24 protein-coding genes are annotated in these 23025 nt (G+C 70.5%); 12 read left to right on the top strand and 12 right to left on the bottom strand.

Annotated elements, in window-relative coordinates; genetic code table 11:
* The first annotated feature begins 52 nt into the window (after window positions 1-52).
* On the top strand, window positions 53-1882 hold the full coding sequence (thiC, locus tag IEY86_RS11125) for a phosphomethylpyrimidine synthase ThiC (RefSeq protein ID WP_229698319.1): 1830 nt from the start codon (window positions 53-55) through the stop codon (window positions 1880-1882).
* 360 nt (window positions 1883-2242) lie between these two features.
* Window positions 2243-3655, top strand: a complete 1413-nt coding sequence (locus tag IEY86_RS11120; RefSeq protein ID WP_189131420.1) for a flotillin family protein — start codon at window positions 2243-2245, stop codon at window positions 3653-3655.
* A gap of 63 nt (window positions 3656-3718) precedes the next feature.
* Here the strand turns inward: IEY86_RS11120 and IEY86_RS11115 are convergent, their stop codons facing one another.
* The 3 genes from IEY86_RS11115 to IEY86_RS11105 form a co-directional block, all read right to left on the bottom strand.
* A complete protein-coding gene (locus tag IEY86_RS11115) occupies window positions 3719-3913 on the bottom strand; it encodes a DUF5326 family protein (protein ID WP_189131419.1) in 195 nt (64 codons plus the stop codon).
* 101 nt (window positions 3914-4014) lie between these two features.
* Window positions 4015-4674, bottom strand: a complete 660-nt coding sequence (gene tenA / locus IEY86_RS11110) for a thiaminase II (protein ID WP_189131418.1) — start codon at window positions 4672-4674, stop codon at window positions 4015-4017.
* A gap of 75 nt (window positions 4675-4749) precedes the next feature.
* Window positions 4750-5067, bottom strand: a complete 318-nt coding sequence (locus tag IEY86_RS11105) for a cupin domain-containing protein (RefSeq protein WP_189131417.1) — start codon at window positions 5065-5067, stop codon at window positions 4750-4752.
* 129 nt (window positions 5068-5196) lie between these two features.
* Here IEY86_RS11105 and IEY86_RS11100 point away from each other — a divergent pair, with 129 nt between their 5' ends.
* From IEY86_RS11100 to IEY86_RS11080, 5 genes are all read left to right on the top strand, one after another.
* Window positions 5197-5574, top strand: a complete 378-nt coding sequence (locus IEY86_RS11100) for a phage holin family protein (protein WP_189131416.1) — start codon at window positions 5197-5199, stop codon at window positions 5572-5574.
* Window positions 5575-5833: 259 nt separating this feature from the next.
* Complete coding sequence (locus tag IEY86_RS11095; protein ID WP_265804292.1) at window positions 5834-6340, top strand: low molecular weight protein-tyrosine-phosphatase; 507 nt, start codon at window positions 5834-5836, stop codon at window positions 6338-6340.
* 322 nt (window positions 6341-6662) lie between these two features.
* The gene (locus IEY86_RS11090) at window positions 6663-7817 is read left to right on the top strand and encodes a cystathionine gamma-lyase (RefSeq protein WP_189131522.1); all 1155 of its coding nucleotides are present in this window, start codon (window positions 6663-6665) and stop codon (window positions 7815-7817) included.
* A gap of 266 nt (window positions 7818-8083) precedes the next feature.
* A complete protein-coding gene (locus IEY86_RS11085; protein WP_189131414.1) occupies window positions 8084-8971 on the top strand; it encodes a LysR family transcriptional regulator in 888 nt (295 codons plus the stop codon).
* A 164-nt stretch (window positions 8972-9135) separates the two neighbouring features.
* Window positions 9136-9609 carry an NUDIX domain-containing protein gene (locus IEY86_RS11080; protein WP_189131521.1) on the top strand — a complete coding sequence of 158 codons (474 nt, stop codon included), beginning with the start codon at window positions 9136-9138 and terminating at the stop codon, window positions 9607-9609.
* Window positions 9610-9797: 188 nt separating this feature from the next.
* Here IEY86_RS11080 and IEY86_RS11075 read toward each other — a convergent pair whose 3' ends face one another.
* From IEY86_RS11075 to IEY86_RS11065, 3 genes are all read right to left on the bottom strand, one after another.
* Window positions 9798-10496 (bottom strand): pyridoxamine 5'-phosphate oxidase family protein, encoded by a 699-nt coding sequence (locus IEY86_RS11075; RefSeq protein WP_229698318.1) that lies wholly within the window; start codon window positions 10494-10496, stop codon window positions 9798-9800.
* A 92-nt stretch (window positions 10497-10588) separates the two neighbouring features.
* The gene (locus tag IEY86_RS11070; protein ID WP_373286996.1) at window positions 10589-12172 is read right to left on the bottom strand and encodes a globin domain-containing protein; all 1584 of its coding nucleotides are present in this window, start codon (window positions 12170-12172) and stop codon (window positions 10589-10591) included.
* Between the two features lie 354 nt (window positions 12173-12526).
* Window positions 12527-13153 carry an HAD family hydrolase gene (locus tag IEY86_RS11065; RefSeq protein WP_189131412.1) on the bottom strand — a complete coding sequence of 209 codons (627 nt, stop codon included), beginning with the start codon at window positions 13151-13153 and terminating at the stop codon, window positions 12527-12529.
* 116 nt (window positions 13154-13269) lie between these two features.
* Between IEY86_RS11065 and IEY86_RS11060 the strand changes: the two genes are divergently transcribed.
* The gene (locus IEY86_RS11060) at window positions 13270-13413 is read left to right on the top strand and encodes a hypothetical protein (protein ID WP_189131411.1); all 144 of its coding nucleotides are present in this window, start codon (window positions 13270-13272) and stop codon (window positions 13411-13413) included.
* Window positions 13414-13446: 33 nt separating this feature from the next.
* Here the strand turns inward: IEY86_RS11060 and IEY86_RS11055 are convergent, their stop codons facing one another.
* Both IEY86_RS11055 and IEY86_RS11050 read right to left on the bottom strand, forming a co-directional pair.
* Complete coding sequence (locus tag IEY86_RS11055; protein ID WP_189131410.1) at window positions 13447-13860, bottom strand: YunG family protein; 414 nt, start codon at window positions 13858-13860, stop codon at window positions 13447-13449.
* A 30-nt stretch (window positions 13861-13890) separates the two neighbouring features.
* Window positions 13891-15516 (bottom strand): MFS transporter, encoded by a 1626-nt coding sequence (locus IEY86_RS11050; protein WP_189131409.1) that lies wholly within the window; start codon window positions 15514-15516, stop codon window positions 13891-13893.
* An 85-nt stretch (window positions 15517-15601) separates the two neighbouring features.
* On the opposite strand from IEY86_RS11050, the gene IEY86_RS11045 reads away from it, so the two are divergent.
* The 3 genes from IEY86_RS11045 to IEY86_RS11035 all read left to right on the top strand — a co-directional run bounded on the left by IEY86_RS11045 (window position 15602) and on the right by IEY86_RS11035 (window position 17906).
* The gene (locus IEY86_RS11045) at window positions 15602-16204 is read left to right on the top strand and encodes a TetR/AcrR family transcriptional regulator (protein WP_189131408.1); all 603 of its coding nucleotides are present in this window, start codon (window positions 15602-15604) and stop codon (window positions 16202-16204) included.
* 308 nt (window positions 16205-16512) lie between these two features.
* A complete protein-coding gene (locus IEY86_RS11040) occupies window positions 16513-17157 on the top strand; it encodes a dihydrofolate reductase family protein (RefSeq protein WP_189131407.1) in 645 nt (214 codons plus the stop codon).
* Between the two features lie 185 nt (window positions 17158-17342).
* Window positions 17343-17906: a dihydrofolate reductase family protein gene (locus tag IEY86_RS11035; protein WP_189131406.1), complete on the top strand. Its 564-nt coding sequence runs from the start codon at window positions 17343-17345 to the stop codon at window positions 17904-17906.
* Between the two features lie 187 nt (window positions 17907-18093).
* Here IEY86_RS11035 and dnaB read toward each other — a convergent pair whose 3' ends face one another.
* On the bottom strand, window positions 18094-19641 hold the full coding sequence (gene dnaB / locus IEY86_RS11030; protein ID WP_229698317.1) for a replicative DNA helicase: 1548 nt from the start codon (window positions 19639-19641) through the stop codon (window positions 18094-18096).
* A 445-nt stretch (window positions 19642-20086) separates the two neighbouring features.
* On the opposite strand from dnaB, the gene IEY86_RS11025 reads away from it, so the two are divergent.
* Window positions 20087-21418, top strand: a complete 1332-nt coding sequence (locus IEY86_RS11025; RefSeq protein WP_189131405.1) for an MATE family efflux transporter — start codon at window positions 20087-20089, stop codon at window positions 21416-21418.
* A 171-nt stretch (window positions 21419-21589) separates the two neighbouring features.
* On the opposite strand, the gene rplI is transcribed toward IEY86_RS11025, so the two are convergent.
* From rplI to IEY86_RS11010, 3 genes are all read right to left on the bottom strand, one after another.
* A complete protein-coding gene (gene rplI, locus IEY86_RS11020) occupies window positions 21590-22036 on the bottom strand; it encodes a 50S ribosomal protein L9 (protein ID WP_189131404.1) in 447 nt (148 codons plus the stop codon).
* A 17-nt stretch (window positions 22037-22053) separates the two neighbouring features.
* Entirely contained in the window at window positions 22054-22290 is a 237-nt protein-coding gene (gene rpsR / locus IEY86_RS11015; protein WP_182660364.1) for a 30S ribosomal protein S18, read from the bottom strand.
* 81 nt (window positions 22291-22371) lie between these two features.
* Window positions 22372-22953 carry a single-stranded DNA-binding protein gene (locus tag IEY86_RS11010; protein ID WP_189131403.1) on the bottom strand — a complete coding sequence of 194 codons (582 nt, stop codon included), beginning with the start codon at window positions 22951-22953 and terminating at the stop codon, window positions 22372-22374.
* Window positions 22954-23025 lie beyond the last annotated feature (72 nt).

Genomic DNA, 23025 nt, shown 5'->3' with positions numbered 1-23025 from the left:
CGCCGACCGCTGAACCTGTTACCGGGTAATGCCGGCGTAGGGAGTAGGTCTCATGACCATGCAGGACGATGCACGCATGCCCGAAAGCGCTCCGCGGGACTCCGCGGCGCGGAACGCGCGGGAGAGCGCTCAGGAGCCCGCGCGGAAGATCGGGTGGCACAAGGGGTACCTGTCCGGCTCGCGGCCGGACGTGCGGGTGCCCGTCCGCCGGGTGCACCTGACCAACGGCCGTGACGTCACGCTGTACGACACCTCCGGCCCGTACACCGACCCGGCCGTCGGCACCGATGTGCGCCGCGGCCTCGCGCCGGTTCGCGAGGGCTGGATCGTCGGGCGCGCCGACACAGAGGAGTACGCGGGCCGCCCGGTGCGCCCGGAGGACGACGGGATCAAGCACACCTCGCCCCGCGGGGGTCTGCGCAACCTCGACGCGGTCTTCCCCGGCCGCCCCCGGCTTCCGCGCCGGGCCCGCGCGGGGCAGGCCGTCACCCAACTCGCCTACGCGCGGCGGGGAGAGATCACGCCGGAGATGGAGTTCGTCGCGCTGCGCGAGAATGTCCCGCCCCAGGTCGTCGCCGAGGAGATCGCGGCCGGAAGGGCCGTGCTGCCGGCGAACGTCAACCACCCGGAGACCGAGCCGATGATCATCGGCAAGCGCTTCCTGGTGAAGGTCAACGCCAACATCGGCAACTCCGCGGTCACCTCCTCCATCGAGGAGGAGGTCGAGAAGATGACCTGGGCGACGCGCTGGGGCGCCGACACGGTCATGGACCTGTCCACGGGCCGCAATATCCACACCACGCGCGAGTGGGTGCTGCGCAACTCGCCCGTCCCGATCGGCACCGTGCCGCTCTACCAGGCGCTGGAGAAGGTCGACGGCAAGGCGGAGGAGCTGACCTGGGAGGTGTACCGGGACACCGTCGTCGAGCAGTGCGAGCAGGGCGTGGACTACATGACCGTGCACGCCGGTGTCCTGCTGCGCCATGTGCCGCTGACGGCCCGCCGCAAGACCGGCATCGTCAGCCGCGGCGGCTCGATCATGGCGGCCTGGTGCCTGGCGCACCACAAGGAGAGCTTCCTCTACACGCACTTCGAGGAGCTCTGCGAGATCCTGCGGGCGTACGACGTGACCTACTCCCTGGGCGACGGCCTGCGCCCGGGCTCGATCGCCGACGCCAATGACGAGGCTCAGCTGGCCGAACTGCGGACGCTGGGGGAGCTCAACCGGATCGCCAAGGCGCACGACGTGCAGACCATGATCGAGGGCCCGGGCCATGTCCCGATGCACAGGATCAAGGAGAACATCGACCTCCAGCAGGAGATCTGCGACGAGGCCCCCTTCTACACGCTCGGCCCCCTGACGACGGACATCGCTCCCGCCTACGACCACATCACCTCCGGTATCGGAGCCGCGATGATCGCCTGGTGGGGCACGGCCATGCTCTGCTACGTGACGCCGAAGGAGCACCTGGGCCTGCCCGACCGGGACGATGTGAAGACCGGTGTGATCACCTACAAGATCGCGGCCCACGCGGCGGATCTGGCGAAGGGCCACCCGGGCGCCCAGGAGTGGGACGACGCGCTGTCGGACGCCAGGTTCGAGTTCCGGTGGGAGGACCAGTTCAATCTGGCCCTCGACCCCGACACGGCCCGCTCCTTCCACGACGAGACCCTTCCCGCGGAGCCGGCGAAGACGGCCCACTTCTGCTCGATGTGCGGTCCGAAGTTCTGCTCGATGAAGATCAGCAGGAGCATCACCGAGCAGTTCGCCCCCGATCTGGCCGCCACCGCCGACGACGAGGAGATAGAGGCGGGGATGCTGCGGAAGTCCAAGGAGTTCGCGGCGAGTGGCAACCGGATCTACCTGCCGCTGGCGGACTGACACGGGGGCGCCGGCCGGAACGCCGCCGGGAAGCCACCGGAGCGCCGCCGGAAGGCCACCGGAACGCCGCCGTGAGGCGGTGGGTGGCGTTCCGGCCGCCCCGGCTCCCCCGGCCGGCCCCCGCCTCGCCCGGCTCGCCCACCTCGCCGAAGGCCCTGTGCCGAGCACTCCTCGAACACCTGACCGTGCCTCAAACTCCTTGGCCCGTCATTGTTTCGGCCCAGCACTGCACCAGTACCTCGCCAGAACCCGCCCGGTCCTTCACCTCCCGCCTCCCCCGGCGGACACTCACGTGCGTAGGCCTCGCCCGGCCCGCGTCCGGCGGGCGCGCGGAGGAGGCCGTGAAGGGGGCATGAGCCGATGGTTGTCGGCGTCCTGGCGGGGGCTGGCCTCGCCGCAGTCTTGGTCCTGATCGGCATCTTCAAACTCATGTGGCGGGTGGCCGAGCCGAACGAGGCCCTGGTCATCTCCGGGTCCAAGCACCGCACGGACGGTCTCGGGGAAGGGATGGACTTCCGCATCGTCACCGGTCGCGGAACGCTCGTCATGCCCGGGGTGCAGGTCGTGCGCAAGCTCTCGCTCGACCTCAACGAGGCCGCGCTGTCCGTGGACTGCGTGACCCAGCAGGGCATCCCCGTGAAGGTGCGCGGAGTCGTGATCTTCAAGGTCGGGGACGACTACGTCTCCATAGCCAACGCGGCCCGGCGCTTCCTGGACCAGCAGAAGCACATGGCCGAGCGCGTCCACAACGTCTTCTCCGGGCATCTGCGCTCGATCGTGGGCGGGCTGACCGTGGAGGACATGATCCGTGACCGGGAGAAGCTGACCGGGCAGACCCGGGTGGCCTCGGGCACGGAGATGGAGAAGCTCGGGCTGATCATCGACTCGCTGCAGATCCAGGAGATCGAGGACCCCACGGGGTACATCAAGAACCTGGCCGCCCCGCACACCGCCGCCGTGCGCCGGGACGCGCGGATAGCGCAGGCGGAGGCGGACCGGCTGGCCACCGAGGCCGAGCAGAAGGCCGCGGCGCGGATGGCGGAGGCGACGAGGGACAGCGAGATCCTCCAGGCCGGATTCCAGGCGGAGCGGGACACGGCGTCCGCGACGGCGCGGGCGGCCGGTCCGCTGTCGGAGGCGCAGGCACGGCAGGAGGTCGTCGTCCAGGAGACCCGGGTCGCCGAGCTGGAGGCCGCCCGCCGCGAACAGCAGTTGCAGGCGGATGTGCGCAAGCCCGCGGACGCGGCCGCGTACGAGCGGCGGACGCTGGCCGAGGCCGACCGTGACGCACGGATCTCCGCGGCGCACGCGAAGGCCAAGGAGACGGAGCTGTCGGCGACCGCGGAGGCCGCGGCGACACTCGCGACGGGTGAGGCGGAGGCGGGCGCCGCCAAGGCGAAGGGGCTCGCCGCCGCGGAGTCGGCGAAGGCGAAGGGCCTGGCCGAGGCGGAGGCGATCAAGGCCAGGGCGGCGGCTCTCGCGGACAACCAGGAGGCGGTCGTCGCCCAGCAGCTCGCCGAGAAGTGGCCGGAGATCGTCCTGGCCGGCGCCGAGGCGTTCAGGAACGTCGACCACATGGTCGTACTCAACGGCGCCGACGGTATGGCGGACATGTTCGCCAAGGCGCTGACCATGGGTGGCACGGGGCTGGGTCTGGCCCGGCAGCTGCTGTCCACGATGAATGGCGCCGAGGCCGCCAAGGCCCCCTCCGCCAACGGCGTGGCGGCTCCCCCGCCGGTGCAGCGCGTGCCGCTGCGGGAGGAGAAGGAGTAGCGCACGGACAGGCGCCGGGTGGCGGCCGCCGACAAGGGCGGCCGCCACCCGGCGCCCGCGGTCCTATGCCCGCTTGGAGAACTTCCTCGCCGCCAGGATCACGGCGGCGACCACCGCCACGAACAGCAGCACCTTGAAGAGCAGAAAGACCAGGACGCCGATGATCTTCATGATCACGGAGCCGAAGACCAGCAGGGCGAGCACCGGGATCACGCCCCAGCGCACCCATCCCGGCAGCTCTTCGAACAGCTTCTTCATCTCGTCCGGCCTCCTTGTCGCCTGCCTTCGATGCTACGGGCGGGGGGCGCTTCCCCGGGCACACCCGAGTCCCCATAGGTCCCGGATTCGCCCCCTACGGGTCACACCGGCCAGGACTCCTTCCGCCAGGCGGCGTCCCAGAACATCCACTCGTACCTGGCGGTGGTGGTGAAGTGCTCGACCGCCCCGCGCCGCTGCGCCGGCGAGCAGTCCTGCCCGACCCGGTCGGCGATGCCGAGCACCCTGCGGACGACGGACTGGAACGCCTCGTCGCCGTAGGCGGCGATCCAGCGGGCGTAGAGGGGATCGGGCGAGGACTTGGCGAGCAGTTCGGTGCCGACCCTGGCGTAGATCCAGTAGCAGGGCAGCACGGCGGCCAGTCCGTCGGTGAAGGAGCCCCCGTGCACCGTGGCCAGCAGATAGCTGGTGTAGGCGCGGGTGGTCGGCAGCACGACCGCGTCCTCGGGCCGCTCGCCGCCGAGCTCGGCCATGAACCCGGCGTGCATCTCCTGCTCCGCGGCGATGGCCCCCACCGCGTCGTCGGCGAAGGAGCGCACATCGTCCTCGGTCGGCGCCTTGGCCGCGCACACCGCGAGCGCGCGGGCGTAGTCGCGCAGGTAGTGCGAGTCCTGCACGACGAAGTGGCGGAAGGCGTCACGGGGCAGGGTCCCGTCGGTCAGCCCCTGGAGGAAGGGGTGGCCGAGGATCGACGCGTAGGTCGACTCGGCGCTCGCCCACAGTTCTTCGGACAGCGATCGCATGGTTGGCGCTTGCTCCTTCTACGCTCTCTACGCTTCGGACCGGCCGTGCTCGGGCGGACGCGGCGTTGGGACCGGCTACGCCTCGGGCGGGGAGAAGACCACCATGACCCGCAGGTCCTCCGTGATGTGGTGGAAGCGGTGCGGCACCCCCGCGGGAACGTAGACCACACTGCCGCGCGCCACATGGGCGGTCTCGGAGCCCACGGTGATCGAGGCGCGGCCGCTCACCACCAGGTAGATCTCGTCCTGCCCGTGCGGCTGCTGGGTGTCGAGCTCTCCGGGGGAGAGCGCGTACAGCCCGGCGGACATATTCCGCTCGTTGAGGAATCGCAGGTAGTTGCCCCGATTCGCGGAGCGCTCCGCCTCGAGGTCGTCCAGCCGGAACACCTGCATGGCCTGTGGTCCTTCCGTGCCGACGGGCGTCGTACCCGTCCCGGCACGCCTCTGGCGACATGCCGCTGGACTCATTCAATCGCGGCCGCTTGATCGACGTTCCACCACCCGGCCTGCCACCATCGGCGCATGAAGAACTTCCTCGTCAAGACCCTGGCCAACGCCGTGGCCATCGGTGTGGCCACCTGGATCGTCACCGGGATAGCGCTGACCGGCGGCAGCACCTGGGACAAGTCGCTGACCCTGGTGCTCGTCGCCCTGCTCTTCGGGCTCGTGAACTTCCTCGTCAAGCCCGTCGTGAAGCTGTTCTCTTTCCCCCTGTTCGTGCTCACCCTCGGTCTGATCACCTTCGTGGTGAACGCGCTGATGCTCTGGTTGACCTCGTGGGCGTCCGGAAAGCTCTCGGTGGACTTCCATGTGAGCGGCTTCGTGGCCGCGTTCTGGGGCGCCCTGATCGTGAGTGTGGTGTCGTGGGCCCTGAACATGGTCCTGCCGGACGACGACTGAGCGGGCACCGGCCGGTTCCGGAAGAACGGCCGGGCAGGGCACAACTCGGGAGCGCCGGGAGCGGCCATCGCCCATGATGGAAGGCATGACCGCCCCGTCCCCGCGAGGACTGCGCCGCGCCTCTCGAGCCCCCGGAAAACAAGATCGCAAGGACCAGAGCAGCGACCAGCGCGACGACCAGCCGGAAGACCGGCGCAAGGACCGGGGAAGAGGCCGGAGAAGGGTCACCGGACCACCGAAGAGACCCCCGGCCTACCGGGTGTGCTTCGTCTGCACGGCGAACATCTGCCGTTCGCCGATGGCGGCGTCGGTCTTCCGTGCCCGGGTGCGCGAGGCCGGGCTCTCGCACCGCGTCGAGGTGGACAGCGCGGGCACCGGCGGATGGTTCGAGGGTGAGGGCGCGGATCTGCGGACCGTGGCGGTGCTCGCCCGCAACGGCTACGAGGACGAGCACACCGCCCGCCAGTTCCGGCCCGAGTGGTTCGCCGAGCGGGACCTGGTCGTGGCGCTGGACGAGGGGCACCTCCTCGCCCTGCGCCGGCTCGCGCGCGGACCCGTCGAGGTGGAGAAGGTGCGGCTGCTGCGCTCGTTCGACCCCGGCGCTGCCGAGGACGAGATGGACGTGCCCGACCCCTACTACGGCGGTATCGAGCGCTTCCAGCTCTGCCTGGACCTCATCGAGGCCGCCGCCACCGGCCTCATGGACGAGGTCCGCGGGCGGCTGGCGGAGGAGCCGGGGAACGGGGACGGCGCCGACCCCCTGTGAGGAGGGGTCGGCGCCGGGCCGGGCTGTCTCACGCACAGTCCGGCGGATCAGCCGAGCTTAGGCAGGCACGGCGGCCCCGCGCACCCGATATTGGCCCCGCGCACCCGATATTGAGGTCATCGTCATCGCCATTGAGGCCATATTGAGGCCATCGTCGTCGAGGGCATCTTTGGCGCCCAAGGCGCGGACGCACACCCGCTGGGAGACAATCCTCGCCATGGAAGCGGAACGGGCACCGGGGCAGCCGCCCCACGCGGACGGGACGGGCAGGACGGACGGGAGGGAAGAGGCGGACGGGAGAGACGGGGCGGACGGGACGCTCATGGGAGACGGCACTCCGCTGGGGGACGGCACCCTGGCCGCGCACGCGGGCCTGCCCCCGGCCGAGCCCAACCGCCCCACCCTGCCGGGGCCGGTCTTCGCCGCCCACTACCACCTGCCGGGCGAGCCCACCGGGCCCTACCGGTACGGGCGGGACGAGAACCCCACCTGGACCCTGCTCGAGGACGCCATCGCGACCCTGGAGTCCGGCGGCGCGGGCGGGGTCGGGACCGTCGCCTTCGCCTCCGGCATGGCCGCCGTCTCCGCCGTCCTGCTCAGCCAGGTGCGCTCCGGTGACACGGTCGTCCTGCCCGACGACTGCTACTACACCGCCCGCAAGCTCGCCGAGCGCCTGGAGTCGTACGGGGCCCGGGTGCGGCTGGCGCCGACGGCGGGCGACGCGCAGCTCGACGTCCTCGACGGGGCCCGGTTGCTGTGGATCGAGACCCCGTCCAACCCCGGCCTCGACGTGTGCGACATCCGCCGCCTCGCCGACGCCGCCCATGCCGCGGGCGCCCTCGTCGCCGTCGACAACACCCTGGCCACGCCGCTGGGCCAGCGCCCCCTCGACCTCGGTGCCGACTTCTCCGTCGCCAGCGGGACCAAGGCGCTCAGCGGTCATGGCGACCTCCTGCTCGGCTACGCGGCCGTGCGGGACCCCGCGCTCGCCGAGCAGCTGAGGCTGTGGCGCAAGACCGTGGGCGCCATCCCCGGGCCGATGGAGGCGTGGCTGGCCCACCGCTCCCTGGCCACGCTTCAGTTGCGGGTGGACCGCCAGAGCGCCAACGCCCTCGCGCTGGCCGCCGCTCTCGTGGAACGCCCGGAGGTCACCAGGCTGCGCCACCCCGGTCTGCCCGGGGACCCCGCGCACGCCCTCGCCGTGCGCCAGATGCGCCGGTTCGGGTCCGTGGTCTCGTTCACGCTGCCGGACCAGGAGTTCGCGGAAACGTTTCTGGGTGCGCTGCGGCTCGTGGGTGAGGCCACCAGCTTCGGCGGGGTGCGCAGTACCGCGGAACGGCGCGGGCGCTGGGGCGGGGACGCGGTGGCGCCGGGGTTCGTCCGCTTCTCGGTCGGCGTGGAGGATCCGGGGGACCTGGTCGCCGACGTCCGGCAGGCTCTGGACACGGCGGCCCGTACGTGGTCGGCCGCCCCTTGAGCGGGTTCGGCGCTTCCTCGGCAACGGGCCGTTGGCTGCGGCCCGTTGGCGTGGATACGACGGGGCGTGCGGGACCTCCCCCCTCGTGGCCCCGCACGCCCCGGTGCGCCACCTCCGCGCGGATCGGCCGACGTCCGAGAGCGGCCATGATCAACGCGCGGAGACTCGCGGGTCCAACGGTAGTTGACTCTGAGTCAGTGTCCAATCACGGTTAGGCCTAATAGCTATCGATATATTTATAGTTCGCTGTTCGAGGAGGCGGCGCTGTGGACCTGACCCTGTTGCGGACCTTCGTCGCCGTGCACCGGGCGGGCTCCTTCACGCGGGCCGCACAGCTTCTCGGACTGTCCCAGCCCGCGGTCACCGGCCAGATACGCAGCCTGGAGCGGCAGATCGGCCGCCCCCTGTTCCTGCGCCTGCCCCGCGGAGTGGCCCCCACCACCGTCGGGGACGAACTCGCCCACAAGGTCGCCCCGCACCTCGACGCGCTGTCCGAGATCACCGAGGCGGACCTCGGCGCTGACGCCGTCCGCACCCTCCACCTGGCCGGGCCGCGTGACTTCACCTCCGCCCGGGTGCTGCCCGCCCTCGCCGTGCTCGTCGCGGACGGGCTCGGACTGCGGGTCTCCCTCGGCCGGGACGAGGAGAACCTCAACGGCCTCGCCGCCGCGCACTACGACCTCGTCGTCGCCACCTCACGGCCTCGCGGGCGGCTGTTCACCGCCACGCCGCTGTGCGACGAGGAGGATGTCCTGGTCGCCTCCCCCTCGTGGGGCGAGCGGCTCGACCCGGCCGTGGCCGAGGGCGGTCCGGGCGTCCTCGAGGGGGCACCCGTGATCGACTTCGACGAGGACCTGCCGTTCGTCTCCCGCTACTGGTCGGCCGTCTTCGACACCAAGCCCTCCGTCGCCGGATCGGTCGTCGTACCGGACCTCAGAGCCGTCCTCCACACCGTGCGGGCGGGCGCGGGCGTCGCCGTCCTGCCCAGCTACCTGTGCCGCGACGACCTGGCCGCGGGGGGCCTGGTCGCCCTCCTGGAGCCCGCCGTGCCGCCCCTGCGCACGTTCTTCCTCGTGACCCGCATCGGCACGCTCACCCAGCCGCACATCGCGCTGGGGCACGAGCGGCTGCTGCGGGCGGCGGCCGAGTGGTAGGCCGCGGCGAGGCCGGTGGCCACCGTCACGTTTCACACCCCCTGGACCAAGGCACATTCCCATCCAGTGCCGCCCACGCGACCGGAGGAGCGTCCATGCACGTCGATGGAGCCGCAGCCGAGCAGCCCGAGGAACGCGGGGGCACCGCCCGCCCCGCACCGCCGATGCGGCCCGTGGTCAAGCGCACCGCCCGCGCGATCGTGCTGGACGGGCCCGACCTGGTCCTGATCAAGCGCACCAAGCCGGACAGCGACCCGTACTGGATCACTCCGGGCGGGGGCATGGAGCCCGAGGACAGCACGGTCACCGACGCGCTGCACCGGGAGATCGACGAGGAGCTCGGCGGCAAGGTCGTCGATGTGGTCCCGGCGTTCGTGGACACCGTCGAGCACACCGCCGAGGACGGCCGCAGCGGAGTGAAGATCCAGTTCTTCTTCGTCTGCCGCCTGGCGTCGATGGACCCCTCACGCAGGCACGGACCCGAGGTGGACGAGCCCGTCGGGCAGTACGAGATCGTGCGCATCCCGTTCACGCGTGCCGGGATCGCCTCCGTCGAGGTCGTTCCGCCGTCGCTGCGTGCCTACCTGTCCGCGAACATCGAGGGGGTCAGGGCGCTGCTCTGCGACGACCTGGGGTGAGCGGGGCCCGGGCCGGGTGAGCGGGGACGGGTGAGCGTGAGCGGGTACGGGCCGGCGTGAGCGGGGACGGGTGAGCGGGTACAGGCCGGCGTGAGCGGGGACGGGTGAGCGGGTACAGGCCGGCGTGAGCGGGGACGGGTGAGCGGGTACGGGCCGGGTGAGTCGGATCGGCCGGGGCGGGGCAGCCTTCAGCGGAACCACCCGCTGAACGGCTCCGGCTCCTTCTGCCGGGGCTCGGACTCCACCGGCTCCGGCTTGCCCAGCGCGGCGAGCCGGTCGGCCGCGGCGCCGAAGAAGTCGCCGCCCTTGCGCTTGACGTCGTCCGTGCCCCAGGCACGGCCCCCCTTCGTGGGCTGCCTGGCCATCCGCGGGATGTGCTTGGAGCAGTGGATGTAGGCCTCCTCGACCTCGATCTCCACCCATGCCTGCGGGCGGCGGCCGGGGACCGGGTCGAACGGCAGCAGCGGATGGACGGAGCGGATCTGCCCGTCCGTCAGCAAGGTGGCACGGCCGTTGATGTGCAGGCCGATCCGGTCCCGCTCGAAGTCGATGAGGAGCATGCCGACGTGCGGGTTCTCCCGGATGTTGCCCAGGCTCGCCATCACGCCGTTGCCGCGGTACTCGGCGTAGGCAAGGGACTTGGGCCCGAAGACGTGGAGGAAGCCCGGCGGCCCGGCTCGGAAGGTGCTGTCGCACTCGCCCTTGGCGTCGGCGGTCGACAGGAAGAACATCTCCTGGCAGGCGGCGAACTCGCGCATGCGGGGGTTGAGATGGTCCAGCACCTGGTCCTCGTAGAAGCGCTCGGCACGCGCGACCGTGCCCAACTCCTCCTGGAGCGCGTGCTCGGCCGCCGATCCTGGACGGTGTGCGCGGTGATCGAGGTACAACGTTTCCCCTGGGTGTCGCGGTCCTTGGGCAGGCACGCCGCCGCCACGGATCGGAGGGAGGGCCGGCCATCGGGCCGGCGCCGCCGAGCGGCTCAGCCTTCCGTCCCGACCAGGTCTCCCACGAAGTCGTGGCGGATCCGGTGGGACGGTATGCCTATCCCCATCAATGTGTCCACACTGCTGCGGATCATCGCGGGCGGTCCGCTGAGGTAGGCGTCGAACGAGTGCCAGGGCCCGTACTGCCGCACGATGTCCGGCAGGGGGCCGGAGAGCCCGCGCGTGGGCGCGTCCGAGACGACCGGCCGGACGGACAGCCACGGATGCTGCTGCGCCAGGCGCAGCATGGTGTCCAGCTCGTACAGGTCGACATCGCTGCGCGCCCCGTAGAAGACCTCGACCGGGCGCCTGACGCCGTGCTCGGCCACGTCCTCCACGAGGGCCTTGATAGGGGCGATGCCGGTGCCGCCGCCGAGGCAGAGCAGGCCGTTGGGCGAGCGGTGGTCCACCACCATCGAACCGGTCGGCGGACCGAGCCGGATCACATCGCCGGGACGGGCCCGGTGCACCAGCGCCGAACTGACCCAGCCCGCGGGCACGGCCTTGACGTGGAAGCTCAGCAGGCCGTTGGGGCTGGGGGCGCCGGCGAAGGAGTAGTTGCGCCACACCCTGGGCCACCAGGGCGTCTCCAGCGTCGTGTACTGCCCGGCCAGGAACGGGTACGGCTGGTCCGGACGGACGGTGATCACCGCGATGTCGGAGGTGCGCACCTCGTGCGAGACGATCTCGGCGTGCCACCACGGCGGGGACTTGTCCTCCTCGGCGGCGGCCGAGTCGATCATGGTCTGGGAGATCGCGGTGTAGGCGCGCACCCAGGCCGCCTCGGTCTCCTCGTCCCAGACGTCGCCCGCGTAGCGGCTCAGCGCGGCGATGAGCGCCTCGCCGACGGCGGGGTAGTGCTCGGGCCGGGTGCCGTACTTGCGGTGGCCGCGGCCGAGGTGGGAGAGGTACTCGCCCAGGGTCCTGCTGTCGTCGACGTGCTTGGCGGCGGTGAGCAGCGCCCGCAGCAGGCGGTCGCGCTGGTGGTCCATGGAGGCCGGGAACAGCTCGCGCAGGTAAGGGTGGTTGACGAACAGCACCGCGTAGAAGTACGAGATCACCTTGTCCGCGACGGGTCCGATCGCGTCCATCGTGCGGCGGATGCGGATCGCGTCGGGCGAGGGCTGCGCAGAGCCGGCGGCTGCCGCCGGCGGGCGGATGTCGTCCAGGGACGGGGGCTGCGACGGCGGCGCGGGGTGGGGCCGCTCGGGCGCTGTGCCGGACGCGGGTGCCGCGGGGGACGGGTGCGCTGTCCCGGGTGCGGGATTCGGCGCGGTGAGCGCGGTGGGCCTGATCGCCGCCGCGAGGTCGCGGTGCCGTGATATTCGCTGCCGCGGCACGGAGGGGGGCTCGGCGCTCGGCGCGGGACGGTCGGCCGGTGGTTCGGTGTCCCGCGACCCGGGGTCCTGCGACTCGATGTCGTACGACCCGGTGTCCGGCTTCGCCGGGGCGAACCAGCTCCAGTTGCTGTCCGCCGTGTCCTCGGTCCGGGGTTCCTCAGGCTTCGGGACCACTGCCGACTGCTCCTGTTCCCCCTCCGATTTCCTCGCTTGCGCCGACGTTGTGGTCAGAGCGTCCATCGTCTGCCTCGCCTCGAGCATCTCACTGTCTGCTTCCTCACCCCCCGAAGTGGGAAGGAACTCCCAATTCGTTCAGGCATGTCGGGCGTGTCGCAGCGCAAAGCGTCGCACGAGTGCGTAGCGCATCGGACATATTGCCGGAAGTCCAGTGAAGCGGGTCTCCACGCCCGTTAGGATCGGTTGACTCGTGGTTGCTGCCTCCGCGTCGCTGCTCGTCTCCGGTGTTCGACTCCGGTGTTCGACTGAGGTATCCGTCTCCGGCGATCGATCGCAAACGACCCTACCCGGCCGAGGAGAATGCACAACCCCAGGCTGTTGGCGACCGAACTCGGCTAATCCGTTTCGTATTTGCCCTCATCGGACGAGTTCATACGCCTCGCGCAAGTCCGTGCCGTTGTAGGCGAATGTGGCCAGCTCCCGTACGTGGTGGTCGGCGTTGACCGCGACCGAGGTCCTGAGCGCCTGGAACAGCGGCGCGTCCGACAGCGAGTCCCCGTAGGCCACGCAGCGCTCCCGGCCCACCCCGAATGTGGCGCACAACTCGTCCGCCGCCAGCACCTTCGACTCCGGCAGCAGGATGCCCCGCGGATCCAGCCGCGCACCCGCGAAGGGCACGTCGGGGAAGACCGAGGCCCGCACCTCGTGCGCGCCCCACTCCCGCAGGCGGGTCACGAAGAAGCTCGGCGACAGGGAGATCACCGCGCAGTACTCGCCTCGGTCGCGGATGTCCTGCCACACCTCACGGATCCCCTCGAGCCAGGGCGCGGACTCGAACGCCGCCATAACCTGCTCGGCGTTGAGCCTCCCCCACATCTCGTAGGCGCGGGCGGCATAGCCGGGTGGGTCGGTCAGCCCTTCGGCCAGTTCGGCCTCCAGCATCCGGAACTCCTCGATGAGCCCCAACTCCCGGGCCATCTCCATGCTCGCCGAGGATCCGCGCATCAAGGTCCCGTCCATGTCGAAGAGATGCAGTCGACTCACGGCAGCAGGGTAAGGGCACACGGTGCGGGCCGGTGCCGCCAGGGGGTGGGAACAGATGGAATGGCCGGAATGGTTGAGGATCAACTCATGTTCTCAGGTGGGGAAGGAGGGTCACCGTGACCAAGTACCCTCAGTACGAGAGCGACTACGACACCGGGCCCGAGAGCACCCCTCGGCGCTGGGAGCGTGCCCAGCTGCTCTTCGAGACCAACAGGTTCTCGGGGCGGAGCCGGACGGTGGGATGCTCCCGGACACCGTGAAGGTGTCCGGGAGCATCCGCCTTCCCGGTCGGCTCAGACCAGGTGGCCCGACATGCGGCGCGGCAGTGGGCCCAACAGGTCGGCGATGCGGCGGCGCAACTCCTCGTACTCCCTCTCGCGCCGGCCGAGCGGCCCCCGTGGCCGCTCGATCAGCCGAGCGTTGGTGACCACCTCGTCGGGCTCGAACTGCTCCCGGGTGAGATCGATCTCCACCTCCGTCGACAGCCGGTTCCACCAGTGGTGGCCGCGCCGCACCCCGTTGACATGCACCTCCCCGAGTATCAGCTCGCCTCCGAGCAGGTCGTGCACGACGAGGGCGGTGATGTCGCACTGCCCGCGAGCCGGATTGCCCGGATGCCATTGGGGAAGGTCGTCGGGGGAGCAGATGTCGGCTGTCCACGAGGAACGCAAGGCTCGTTCGATATCGCTCAGAGTCCAAGGCACCATGACCGCCAGCCTGCCACCCGCCACTGACAATCAGGCTTCCACGGCGGCCGACGAGGACCCCCGCTCGGCCTCGGGGTCCATCCCGGCGTCGGTCTCGCGGTCGGCCTTCACGTCAGGCCCCGCCGCCGTCGAGGTGGCGGCCTTCGCGTCCCGCAGCAGGGCCACGGCGAGGACGGCGGCACCGGCCATCACCACCACCGCGCCGATCGCGGCCGCGTTCATCCCGCTGGTGAATGCCTCCCGAGCCGTGGTGAGCAGGGTGTCGGCCGTCCGCGCGGGCAGGTGCGCCGCGACCGCCTGGGCACCGCCGAGCGTCTCGCGCACCTCGCCCATGGCCGCGGTGGGCACCCCCGCGGGCATGTGCCCGCCCATCCGGTGGTGGTAGACCGCGCTGCCGATGCTGCCCAGGACCGCCATGCCGAGCGCGCCGCCGAGCTCCGAGCTCGACTCCAGCAGGGCGGAGGCGGAGCCGGCCCGCTCGGGCGGGGCGACGCCCATCACCAGTTCCGAGCCCAGGGTCATCACCAGGACGAGTCCCCCGGCGTAGACGGCGGCCCCGGTCAGCGCGACCCACAGCCCGGAGTCGGCCCGCACCCGTGTCAGCTCGACGAAGCCGAGGGCCGCGGTGAGGAAGCCCCCGGCGAGCACATGGGCGCGGTTCACACCCCGCTGGACGAGCAGGGAGCCCACGGGAGCGGCGAAGCCGACCGCCACGGACGGCACCAGGCTCCACAGGGCAGCCTGGAGCGGGCTCTTGCCGAGGACCGACTGCAGGTACTGCGTGGTGAAGATGGCGAAGCCCACGATGGAGAACATCGCGATCAGGTTCATCAGGAGCGATCCGCCGAAGGCGCGGCGGCGGAAGAGCTCCAGGTCGATCATCGGGTCGTCGAGCGTGCGCTGCCTGCGCAGGAAGACCAGGCCGACGGCCAGACCGAGGACGACGGCGAGCGCCGGGAGCGCCTCGAAGCCGTTCTTCGCCATCTCCTTGAGCCCGTACACCACGGGCAGGAGCGCCCCCATCGACAGCAGCGAGCTGAAGAAGTCGAACCCGCCCTTGCTCGCGCCCTTGAACTCCGGCAGCAGGACCGGGGCGAGCAGCAGGAGCATCAGCATCGCCGGGGTGTTGACGAGGAAGACCGAGCCCCACCAGAAGTGCTCCATCAGGAAGCCGCTGAGGATCGGGCCGAGGGAGACGCCGCCGACCATGGCGGCCGACCAGATGGAGACGGCCTTGGCGCGCTGTTTGTCGTCGTGGAAGAGGTTGCGGATCAGCGCCAGGGTCGAGGGCATCAGGGTCGCACCGCCGATGCCCAGCAGCGCCCGGCAGGCGATGAGCATCTCGGCGCTCTGGGCGTAGGCGGCGGCGACCGAGGCGAGACCGAACGCGGCCGCCCCCGCCAGGAGGAGTTTGCGGCGCCCTGTCCGGTCGCCGAGGGCGCCCATGGTGATCAGCAGGCCGGCCAGGACGAAGCCGTACATGTCGAGGATCCACAGCTGCTGGGTGCTGCTGGGCTCGAGCTCCTTGGTGATGGCCGGGACCGCGAAGTACAGGACCGACACGTCCATGGACACCAGGAGGCAGGGGAGCAGGAGCACTCCGAGGGCGATCCACTCCTTGCGCCCGGCCTTGGCGCTTGCGTTGGTCTGAGTCATGGCAGCGAATATACACACGTCTAATACGCTTGTATAGGACGCTTGTTTAAGACGCTTGTATAGCCATCGCGCTAGGCTGTGGAGCATGGGACATCGAGAGGATCTGCTGGCCGGCGCCAAGCGCTGCCTGCTCGAGAAGGGGTGGGCGCGCACGACTGCGCGCGACATCGTGGCCGCCTCGGGCACCAACCTGGCGTCCATCGGCTACCACTACGGCTCCAAGGACGCCCTGATGAAAGCCGCGCTCGTCGAGTCGCTCGGCGACTGGGGCGAGGAGATCGAGCGGGCCATGGCCGCGGACCTCGATCCGGAGGTGACACCGCTCGAGCGGTTCGAGACGATCTGGAACCGCATGGTCGAGCACTTCACCACCCACCGCCAGCTGTGGGCCGCCAATATCGAACTCGTCGCCCAGGCCGAGCACGACCCGCAGATGCGCAAGACCCTGGCCGACCTCCAACCGGAGGGGCGCGAGGGCATGCTGGAGATGTTCCAGGGCGTTCACCGCGAGCCCGCGGGAGACTCGGCGCGGATCTTGGGCGCGTTCTACCAGGCGCTCCTGATCGGCGTGATGTCCCAGTGGCTCATCGACCCCGGGACCGCGCCGTCCGGCAAGGACGTGGCGGAGGCGCTGCGCATCGTCGCCTCGAGCGTGACCGCGACCGACCGGTCACGGGAGAACGGCTGAGGCGCCGGTCGGTGCGGGACTGCAGCCATCCGTTCTACCCACTCACGCTGGATCACAGCTCGCTCGAAGATCGGTCGGCATATGCTGTTCGAGTGGTCGGACGTGCGGGCCTGGATCACGGCGCCCGGCATACCTGCCGAGCCCTGCTGCCGGGCGGCGCAAGAACGCTGACCGCGGGACGGGGTGGTGACCGACGCACCGGGCGAGGCGGTCGGCAAGTACGAAGCTGGGGACCGTCGCAGCGATGAGTCCGGCGGCGCCCACAGGTCTACCTTCCGACCGAAAAACCAACTCATCGGGAGTAAGGCATGGGCCTCATCCACATCGAGCTGTTCGCAACCCTCGACCTCGTCGGGCAGGCGCCCGGCGGCCCCGACGAGGACCCGGTGGGGTTCCCGTTCGGCGGCTGGCAGGCGCCCCTGCTGGACGAGGTCACCGGGGCGCAGGTAGGTGCCGCGTACGAGGGCACGGACGCCCTCCTGCTCGGCCGGCGGACGTATGACATCTTCGCCGCCTACTGGCCGAACCAGGAGGGCGGCGAGGACAACGAGATCGCCACGCTCTTCAACAGCGTCCCGAAGTACGTGGCCTCCCGCGGCAGGCCCGACCTCTCGTGGGCCGGGTCCACGCAGCTCGGCCCGGATCTGGCCGACGCGGTGCGCGAGATCCGTGACCGGCACGAGCACGTGAAGGTCGTCGGGAGCCTGAACCTGGTGCAGACCCTTCTGCGCGAGAAGCTCTTCGACCGTCTCGACCTCTGGGTGCACCCGATCGTGCTCGGCGTCGGGAAGAAGGTGTTCGACGGTGGCGCGGTGCCCACGAACGTCACACTCCTCGAACCGCCGGTGGCCGGTCCGAAGGGGACCGTGTATCTGCGCTACGGGCTCGCCGATGGCACGCCCGGGACGGGGGACATGAGCGCACCCGATCGCGGTGCCGGGCGCGACGACTGAGGCCGCCCCGCGCCATGCCACCCAAGATCGGTCTCAGATCGATGCCGTTTCCACGGCGGAACGATTGAGTCTGCGGCTGAGCCACCGAGCACGAGGACTACATGCGAGCTCAGATCGCGCGCCGATGAGGTTCCCGCGCCGCGCCGGTCTGTACGCGTGAGACCGACTCACGGAAGGCTGGTGCCATGCGGAAACTGATCTACGGCATGAACCTGACCCTGGACGGCTACATCGCCGCGCCCGGCGACGACATCGGCTGGAGCGTGCCGAGCGACGAGCTGTTCCAGTTTTGGTCCGACCAGTTGCAGGCGACCGACCTGTCGCTGTACGGGCGCAAGCTGTGGCAGACGATGAGCTCCTACTGGCCCACCGGCGACCAGCAGCCCAGCGCCACCCCGGCGGAGATCGAGTTCGCGCGCCGCTGGCGGGACATGTCGAAGGTGGTGTTCTCCTCGACGATCGACGAGGTCGACTGGAACACCCGCCTGGTCACCGGCGACGCGGTCGCCGAGATCACCCGGCTCAAGGCCGAGGACGGCGGCCCGATGGACATCGGCGGCGCGACGCTCGCCGGGGCGGCCATGCGGGCCGGGCTGATCGACGAGTACGTGCTGGCCACCGCGCCGGTCCTGGTGGGCGGCGGCACGCCGTTCTTCACCGCGCTGGACAGCTGGGTGAACCTGAACCTGGTGGAGACGCGGACGCTTCCCTGCGGCGTGATCCTGACCAGGTACGAGAGGAGGCGCTGACCCGGGCCCCCGCCAGGATCGCGGCCCGGGTCCGGTACAGCCGTCCTGGGTGAACCGGACCACCGCCCAAGCCACCCGAACGAGTGAAGCCCCTGAACTGCAAGTCTCGTGGCAGTGGCATTTCTGCCATCCATCTGCCAACTGCCGTGAGATTCTGCCAGGCTTTTGAGGCCCTACAACTCGGCGATCAGGTCTGGGCCATGTCCACGAAGCGGGAGTAGTGGCCCTGGAAGGCCACGGTGATGGTCGCGGTGGGGCCGTTGCGGTGCTTGGCGACGATCAGGTCGGCCTCTCCCGCGCGGGGGGACTCCTTCTCGTAGGCGTCCTCGCGGTGCAGCAGGATGACCATGTCGGCGTCCTGCTCGATCGAACCACTCTCTCGGAGGTCGGAGACCATCGGCTTCTTGTCCGTGCGCTGCTCGGGGCCGCGGTTGAGCTGGGACAGCGCGATCACCGGTACCTCCAGCTCCTTGGCGAGGAGCTTGAGATTGCGGGACATGTCGGAGACCTCTTGCTGGCGGCTCTCCGGGCGGCGCGAGCCGCCGCTCTGCATCAGCTGGAGATAGTCGATGACGACCATGCGCAGGTCGTTGCGCTGTTTGAGCCGGCGGCACTTGGCCCGGATCTCCATCATCGTCAGATTCGGCGAGTCGTCGATGTAGAGCGGAGCCGCCGTCACCTCCGGCATCCGGCGCGCCAGGCGGGTCCAGTCGTCGTCCGTCATGGAACCGGACCGCATGTGGTGCAGGGCCACCCGGGCCTCGGCCGACAGCAGGCGCATCGCGATCTCGTTGCGCCCCATCTCCAGGGAGAAGATGACGCTGGGCATGCCGTTCTTGATCGAGCACGCGCGCGCGAAATCCAGGGCCAGGGTCGACTTGCCCATGGCCGGGCGGGCCGCGACCACGATCATCTGGCCGGGGTGGAGGCCGTTGGTCAGGGAGTCGAGGTCGGTGAAACCGGTCGGGACGCCGGACATCTGGCCGCTGCGCGAGCCGATGGCCTCGATCTCGTCGAGGGCGCCCTCCATGATGTCGCTCAGCGGGGCGTAGTCCTCGGACGTTCGCTGCTCGGTGACGGCATAGATCTCCGCCTGCGCGGAGTTGACGATGTCGTCCACGTCCCCGTCGGCCGCGTATCCCATCTGGGTGATACGGGTACCGGCCTCGACCAGGCGGCGCAGAACGGCCCGCTCGTGGACGATCTCCGCGTAGTACTCGGCGTTGGCCGCCGTCGGGACCGACGAGACAAGGGTGTGCAGGTACGCGGCGCCGCCGACGCGGGTGATCTCGCCGCGCTTGACCAACTCGGCGGCCACCGTGATCGGGTCGGCGGGCTCGCCGCGGCCGTAGAGGTCGAGGATGGCGCCGTAGATGGTCTCGTGGGCGGGGCGGTAGAAGTCGACGCCCTTGATGACCTCGACGACGTCGGCGATGGCGTCCTTGGACAGCAGCATGCCGCCGAGGACGGACTGTTCGGCGTCGATGTCCTGCGGGGGAACGCGCTCGAAGCCCCCGCCGCCGTCGAATCCCCCTCGGTCGTGCCGGTCGCCGCGGTCTCCCCGCTCGCCGCGTCCGCCGCGACCGCCGTAGCCGCCCCGCTCACCGCGGTCTGCGCGGTCTCCGCCGTCGTCGGAGCGGCGGGAGACCGGGAGCCGCTCCACCGGGGGCTCGTCCGGCCAGGGGTCCTCGGGGGGCGGGGCCAGGTGCCCTCCAACGTGCTCGGGCTGGTTCACCCCGCCACCTCCTCCCCGTCCGCGCCGCGGACCGAAATGCCAGAACTGCGCCCCTCTTTCTTACGGCACGGCTGTGACAAAAAGGGGTCCCGACTCCGCGTCCGGCGCGTCGGTCGAGTCGTCGCGCGACGCCCAACGCTAGGGCCGTCGGCACCGTCAGCCAAGATGGTTATCCACAGGCCATGTGGACGACGGGGCCAACTCTGTGGAGAAGCTGCCCCAACCTGTGTACAGGCCGGGGGAAGACGCTGTGGATAACCAGACAATCAACCGCCACTTGAGGCTGTGACCTGCGGATTCTCCATCCACCGCCTGTGCAGGAGAAAAACTTCTCAGGTGCGACCAAGATCACGACAAACGGTGCGCAGTCCATCACCCCACAGTCAGCAAAGTAATAGACCAAAGTGGCTTGCACCTATTACCTGTGGACGACTACGGTAAGCGCATGCCCGAAGCCGCCACCAGACCCGCGCGACGCCATGACCGAGAGATCGTCGCGCTCGCCCTGCCCGCCTTCGGCGCACTGGTCGCCGAGCCCCTGTTCGTCATGGTCGACAGCGCCGTCGTCGGCCACCTCGGCACCGCTCAGCTGGCCGGACTCGGTGTCGCGGCCGCCCTGCTCGCCACGGCCGTCAATGTCTTCGTCTTCCTCGCCTACGCCACCACCGCGGCCGTCGCCCGCCGCGTCGGCGCAGGTGACCTCCCGTCGGCGATCCGCCAGGGCATGGACGGCATCTGGCTCGCCGTCCTGCTCGGTGGTGTGGTCATCGCGGTGACCCTGCCGGCGGCGCCCGCGATCGTGGACCTGTTCGGGGCGTCGGCTACCGCGGCGCCCTATGCCGGAACGTATCTGCGGATCAGCTCCCTGGGGATCCCCGCCATGCTCGTGGTGCTCGCCGCCACAGGGGTGCTGCGCGGCCTCCAGGACACCCGCACCCCGCTCGTCGTCGCCGTCGCGGGCTTCACGGCCAACGCGGGACTCAACGCCGGACTCGTCTACGGGGCCCACCTGGGCGTGGCCGGTTCCGCGTGGGGCACGGTCATCGCCCAATGGGGCATGGCCGCGGCCTACCTCGTCGTCGTGGTGCGCGGCGCCCACCGGTACGGAGCGGAGCTCAGGCCGGACCTCGCCGGGATAAAGGCCGGCGCCACCGCGGGAGTTCCCCTTCTGGTGCGCACACTCAGCCTGCGTGCCATCCTGATGGTCGCCACCGCCGTGGCCGCGAGGCTCGGGGACGTCGAGGTGGCCGCGCACCAGATCATCCTCACCCTGTGGAGCCTGCTGGCCTTCGCGCTCGACGCGATAGCCATCGCCGGGCAGGCGATCATCGGCCGCTACCTGGGGGCGGGCGACGCCGACGGCGCTCGGGCGGCCTGCCGCCGCATGGTGCAGTGGGGCATCGCCTCGGGAGTGGTCCTGGGGCTTGTGGTGGTGGCCGCCCGGCCGTTGTTCATCCCTCCGTTCACCTCCGACCAGGCGGTGCGCGACCAGTTGACGGCGGCACTGCTGGTGGTGGCGGTGACCGAGCCGGTCTGCGGGATCGTCTTCGTGCTCGACGGGGTACTGATGGGCGCCGGTGACGGGCCCTACCTGGCCTGGGCGATGCTCGGCACCTTCGCCGTCTTCCTGCCGGCCGCCCTGGCCGTGCCCGCCCTCGGGGGCGGACTGACCGCGCTGTGGTGCGCGATGGGGCTGTTCATGGCGACCCGGATGGCGTTCCTGTGGGCGAGGACGCGCTCGGGCAAGTGGATCGTGACGGGTGCGGTGCGGGCGTAGCGCCTGCGCACCCGAGCCCCGCGCCCCCGCGCCCCCGAGCCGCGGGTCCGCGGGTCCGTTTCAGCGGCGGCGGCACCCCGGCGAATCGGCAGCGGCAACGGCGAAGGGCCGGGACCCCCAGAACGGGGGTCCCGGCCCTTCGTCAACCACGGCGACAGCCATGACCCCGGGTCAGGCGGAGACGACCTCGAGGTCGAGCTTCGCGGAGACCTCGGGGTGCAGGCGCACGGTGAACTGGTGCGCGCCGACCGTCTTGATCGGCGAGTCCAGCTCGATACGGCGCTTGTCCACGTCCGGACCACCGGCGGACTTGATCGCCTGGGCGATGTCGGCCGGGGTGACGGAGCCGAACAGGCGGCCGGTGTCACCGGCGCGGGTCTGCAGGCGCACCTTCACGCCCTGCAGCTGCGTCTTGACGGTGTTGGCGTCGTCGAGGGTCTGGATCTCGCGCACCCGGCGGGCGCGGCGGATCTGCTCGACGTCCTTCTCGCCACCCTTGGTCCAGCGGATCGCGAAACCGCGCGGGACCAGGTAGTTGCGGGCGTAGCCGTCCTTGACCTCGACGACGTCGCCGGCGGCACCGAGGCCGCTGACCTCGTTGGTGAGGATGATCTTCATGCTTCGGTCACCCTCTCTCAGCGAGCAGTCGAGGTGTAGGGCAGCAGCGCCATCTCACGGCTGTTCTTCACAGCCGTGGCGACGTCGCGCTGGTGCTGGGTGCAGTTGCCGGTGACCCGGCGGGCACGGATCTTGCCGCGGTCGGAAATGAACTTCCGCAGCAGGTTCGTGTCCTTGTAGTCGACGTAGGAGATCTTCTCCTTGCAGAACACGCAAACCTTCTTCTTCGGCTTGCGCACGGGCGGCTTCGCCATTGTGCCTCTCCAAACGGGATCAAGAAGTGGGGGATTCGCCCCGTCCCTGCGAGGACGGCCGTGAAGGCCGCCCGCCCGGGACTAGAAGGGCGGTTCGTCCGAGTAGCCGCCGCCGGACTGGTTGCCACCCCAGTTGCCGCCGCCCTGGCCGCCGGAGGCAGGAGCCCCCGTCGCCCACGGGTCGTCGGCCGGAGCGCCACCCTGCTGCGGGGCGCCGCCGGGAGCGTTGCCGCCCCAGCCGCCGCCCTGCTGGCCGCCACCGCCACCGCCGAAACCTCCGCCACCGCCCTGGCCGCGGCCACCGGTCTTGGTGACCTTGGCGCTGGCGTAACGCAGCGAGGGACCGATCTCGTCGACCTCGAGCTCCACGACGGTCCGCTTCTCACCCTGCTGGGTTTCGTACGAACGCTGCCGCAGGCGCCCCTGGGCGACCACGCGCATCCCGCGCTGCAGCGACTCGGCCACGTTCTCCGCGGCCTGCCGCCAGATCGAGCAGCGCAGGAACAGCGCGTCGCCGTCCTTCCACTCGTTTGTCTGACGGTCGAACGTGCGCGGGGTCGACGCGATCGTGAAGTTCGCGACGGCCGCACCGCTCGGGGTGAAGCGCAGCTCGGGATCGTCGGTGAGGTTTCCGACGACGGTGATGACGGTCTCGCCTGCCATGGTTTGGTGACCTCTCGGCGGGTGTGCTCGGGTGTCTCGGCTGTACTGCTACTCGGAACCCGGTACTGACTG

It is taken from the genome of Wenjunlia tyrosinilytica (genome assembly GCF_014646055.1).
GTDB classification, from domain to species: Bacteria; Actinomycetota; Actinomycetes; order Streptomycetales; family Streptomycetaceae; genus Wenjunlia; species Wenjunlia tyrosinilytica.
Note: the sequence above shows the minus strand (reverse complement) of the source record. Positions and strands in the feature narration are given on the sequence as shown.

Coding starts and splice junctions, on each gene's coding strand:
- thiC (WP_229698319.1), top strand. CDS start 53: ATGACCATGCAGGACGATGCACGCATGCCCGAAAGCGCTCCGCGGGAC.
- IEY86_RS11120 (WP_189131420.1), top strand. CDS start 2,243: ATGGTTGTCGGCGTCCTGGCGGGGGCTGGCCTCGCCGCAGTCTTGGTC.
- IEY86_RS11115 (WP_189131419.1), bottom strand. CDS start 3,913: ATGAAGAAGCTGTTCGAAGAGCTGCCGGGATGGGTGCGCTGGGGCGTG.
- tenA (WP_189131418.1), bottom strand. CDS start 4,674: ATGCGATCGCTGTCCGAAGAACTGTGGGCGAGCGCCGAGTCGACCTAC.
- IEY86_RS11105 (WP_189131417.1), bottom strand. CDS start 5,067: ATGCAGGTGTTCCGGCTGGACGACCTCGAGGCGGAGCGCTCCGCGAAT.
- IEY86_RS11100 (WP_189131416.1), top strand. CDS start 5,197: ATGAAGAACTTCCTCGTCAAGACCCTGGCCAACGCCGTGGCCATCGGT.
- IEY86_RS11090 (WP_189131522.1), top strand. CDS start 6,663: ATGGGAGACGGCACTCCGCTGGGGGACGGCACCCTGGCCGCGCACGCG.
- IEY86_RS11080 (WP_189131521.1), top strand. CDS start 9,136: ATGCGGCCCGTGGTCAAGCGCACCGCCCGCGCGATCGTGCTGGACGGG.
- IEY86_RS11070 (WP_373286996.1), bottom strand. CDS start 12,172: ATGGACGCTCTGACCACAACGTCGGCGCAAGCGAGGAAATCGGAGGGG.
- IEY86_RS11055 (WP_189131410.1), bottom strand. CDS start 13,860: ATGGTGCCTTGGACTCTGAGCGATATCGAACGAGCCTTGCGTTCCTCG.
- IEY86_RS11050 (WP_189131409.1), bottom strand. CDS start 15,516: ATGACTCAGACCAACGCAAGCGCCAAGGCCGGGCGCAAGGAGTGGATC.
- IEY86_RS11045 (WP_189131408.1), top strand. CDS start 15,602: ATGGGACATCGAGAGGATCTGCTGGCCGGCGCCAAGCGCTGCCTGCTC.
- IEY86_RS11040 (WP_189131407.1), top strand. CDS start 16,513: ATGGGCCTCATCCACATCGAGCTGTTCGCAACCCTCGACCTCGTCGGG.
- IEY86_RS11035 (WP_189131406.1), top strand. CDS start 17,343: ATGCGGAAACTGATCTACGGCATGAACCTGACCCTGGACGGCTACATC.
- IEY86_RS11025 (WP_189131405.1), top strand. CDS start 20,087: ATGCCCGAAGCCGCCACCAGACCCGCGCGACGCCATGACCGAGAGATC.
- rplI (WP_189131404.1), bottom strand. CDS start 22,036: ATGAAGATCATCCTCACCAACGAGGTCAGCGGCCTCGGTGCCGCCGGC.
- rpsR (WP_182660364.1), bottom strand. CDS start 22,290: ATGGCGAAGCCGCCCGTGCGCAAGCCGAAGAAGAAGGTTTGCGTGTTC.
- IEY86_RS11010 (WP_189131403.1), bottom strand. CDS start 22,953: ATGGCAGGCGAGACCGTCATCACCGTCGTCGGAAACCTCACCGACGAT.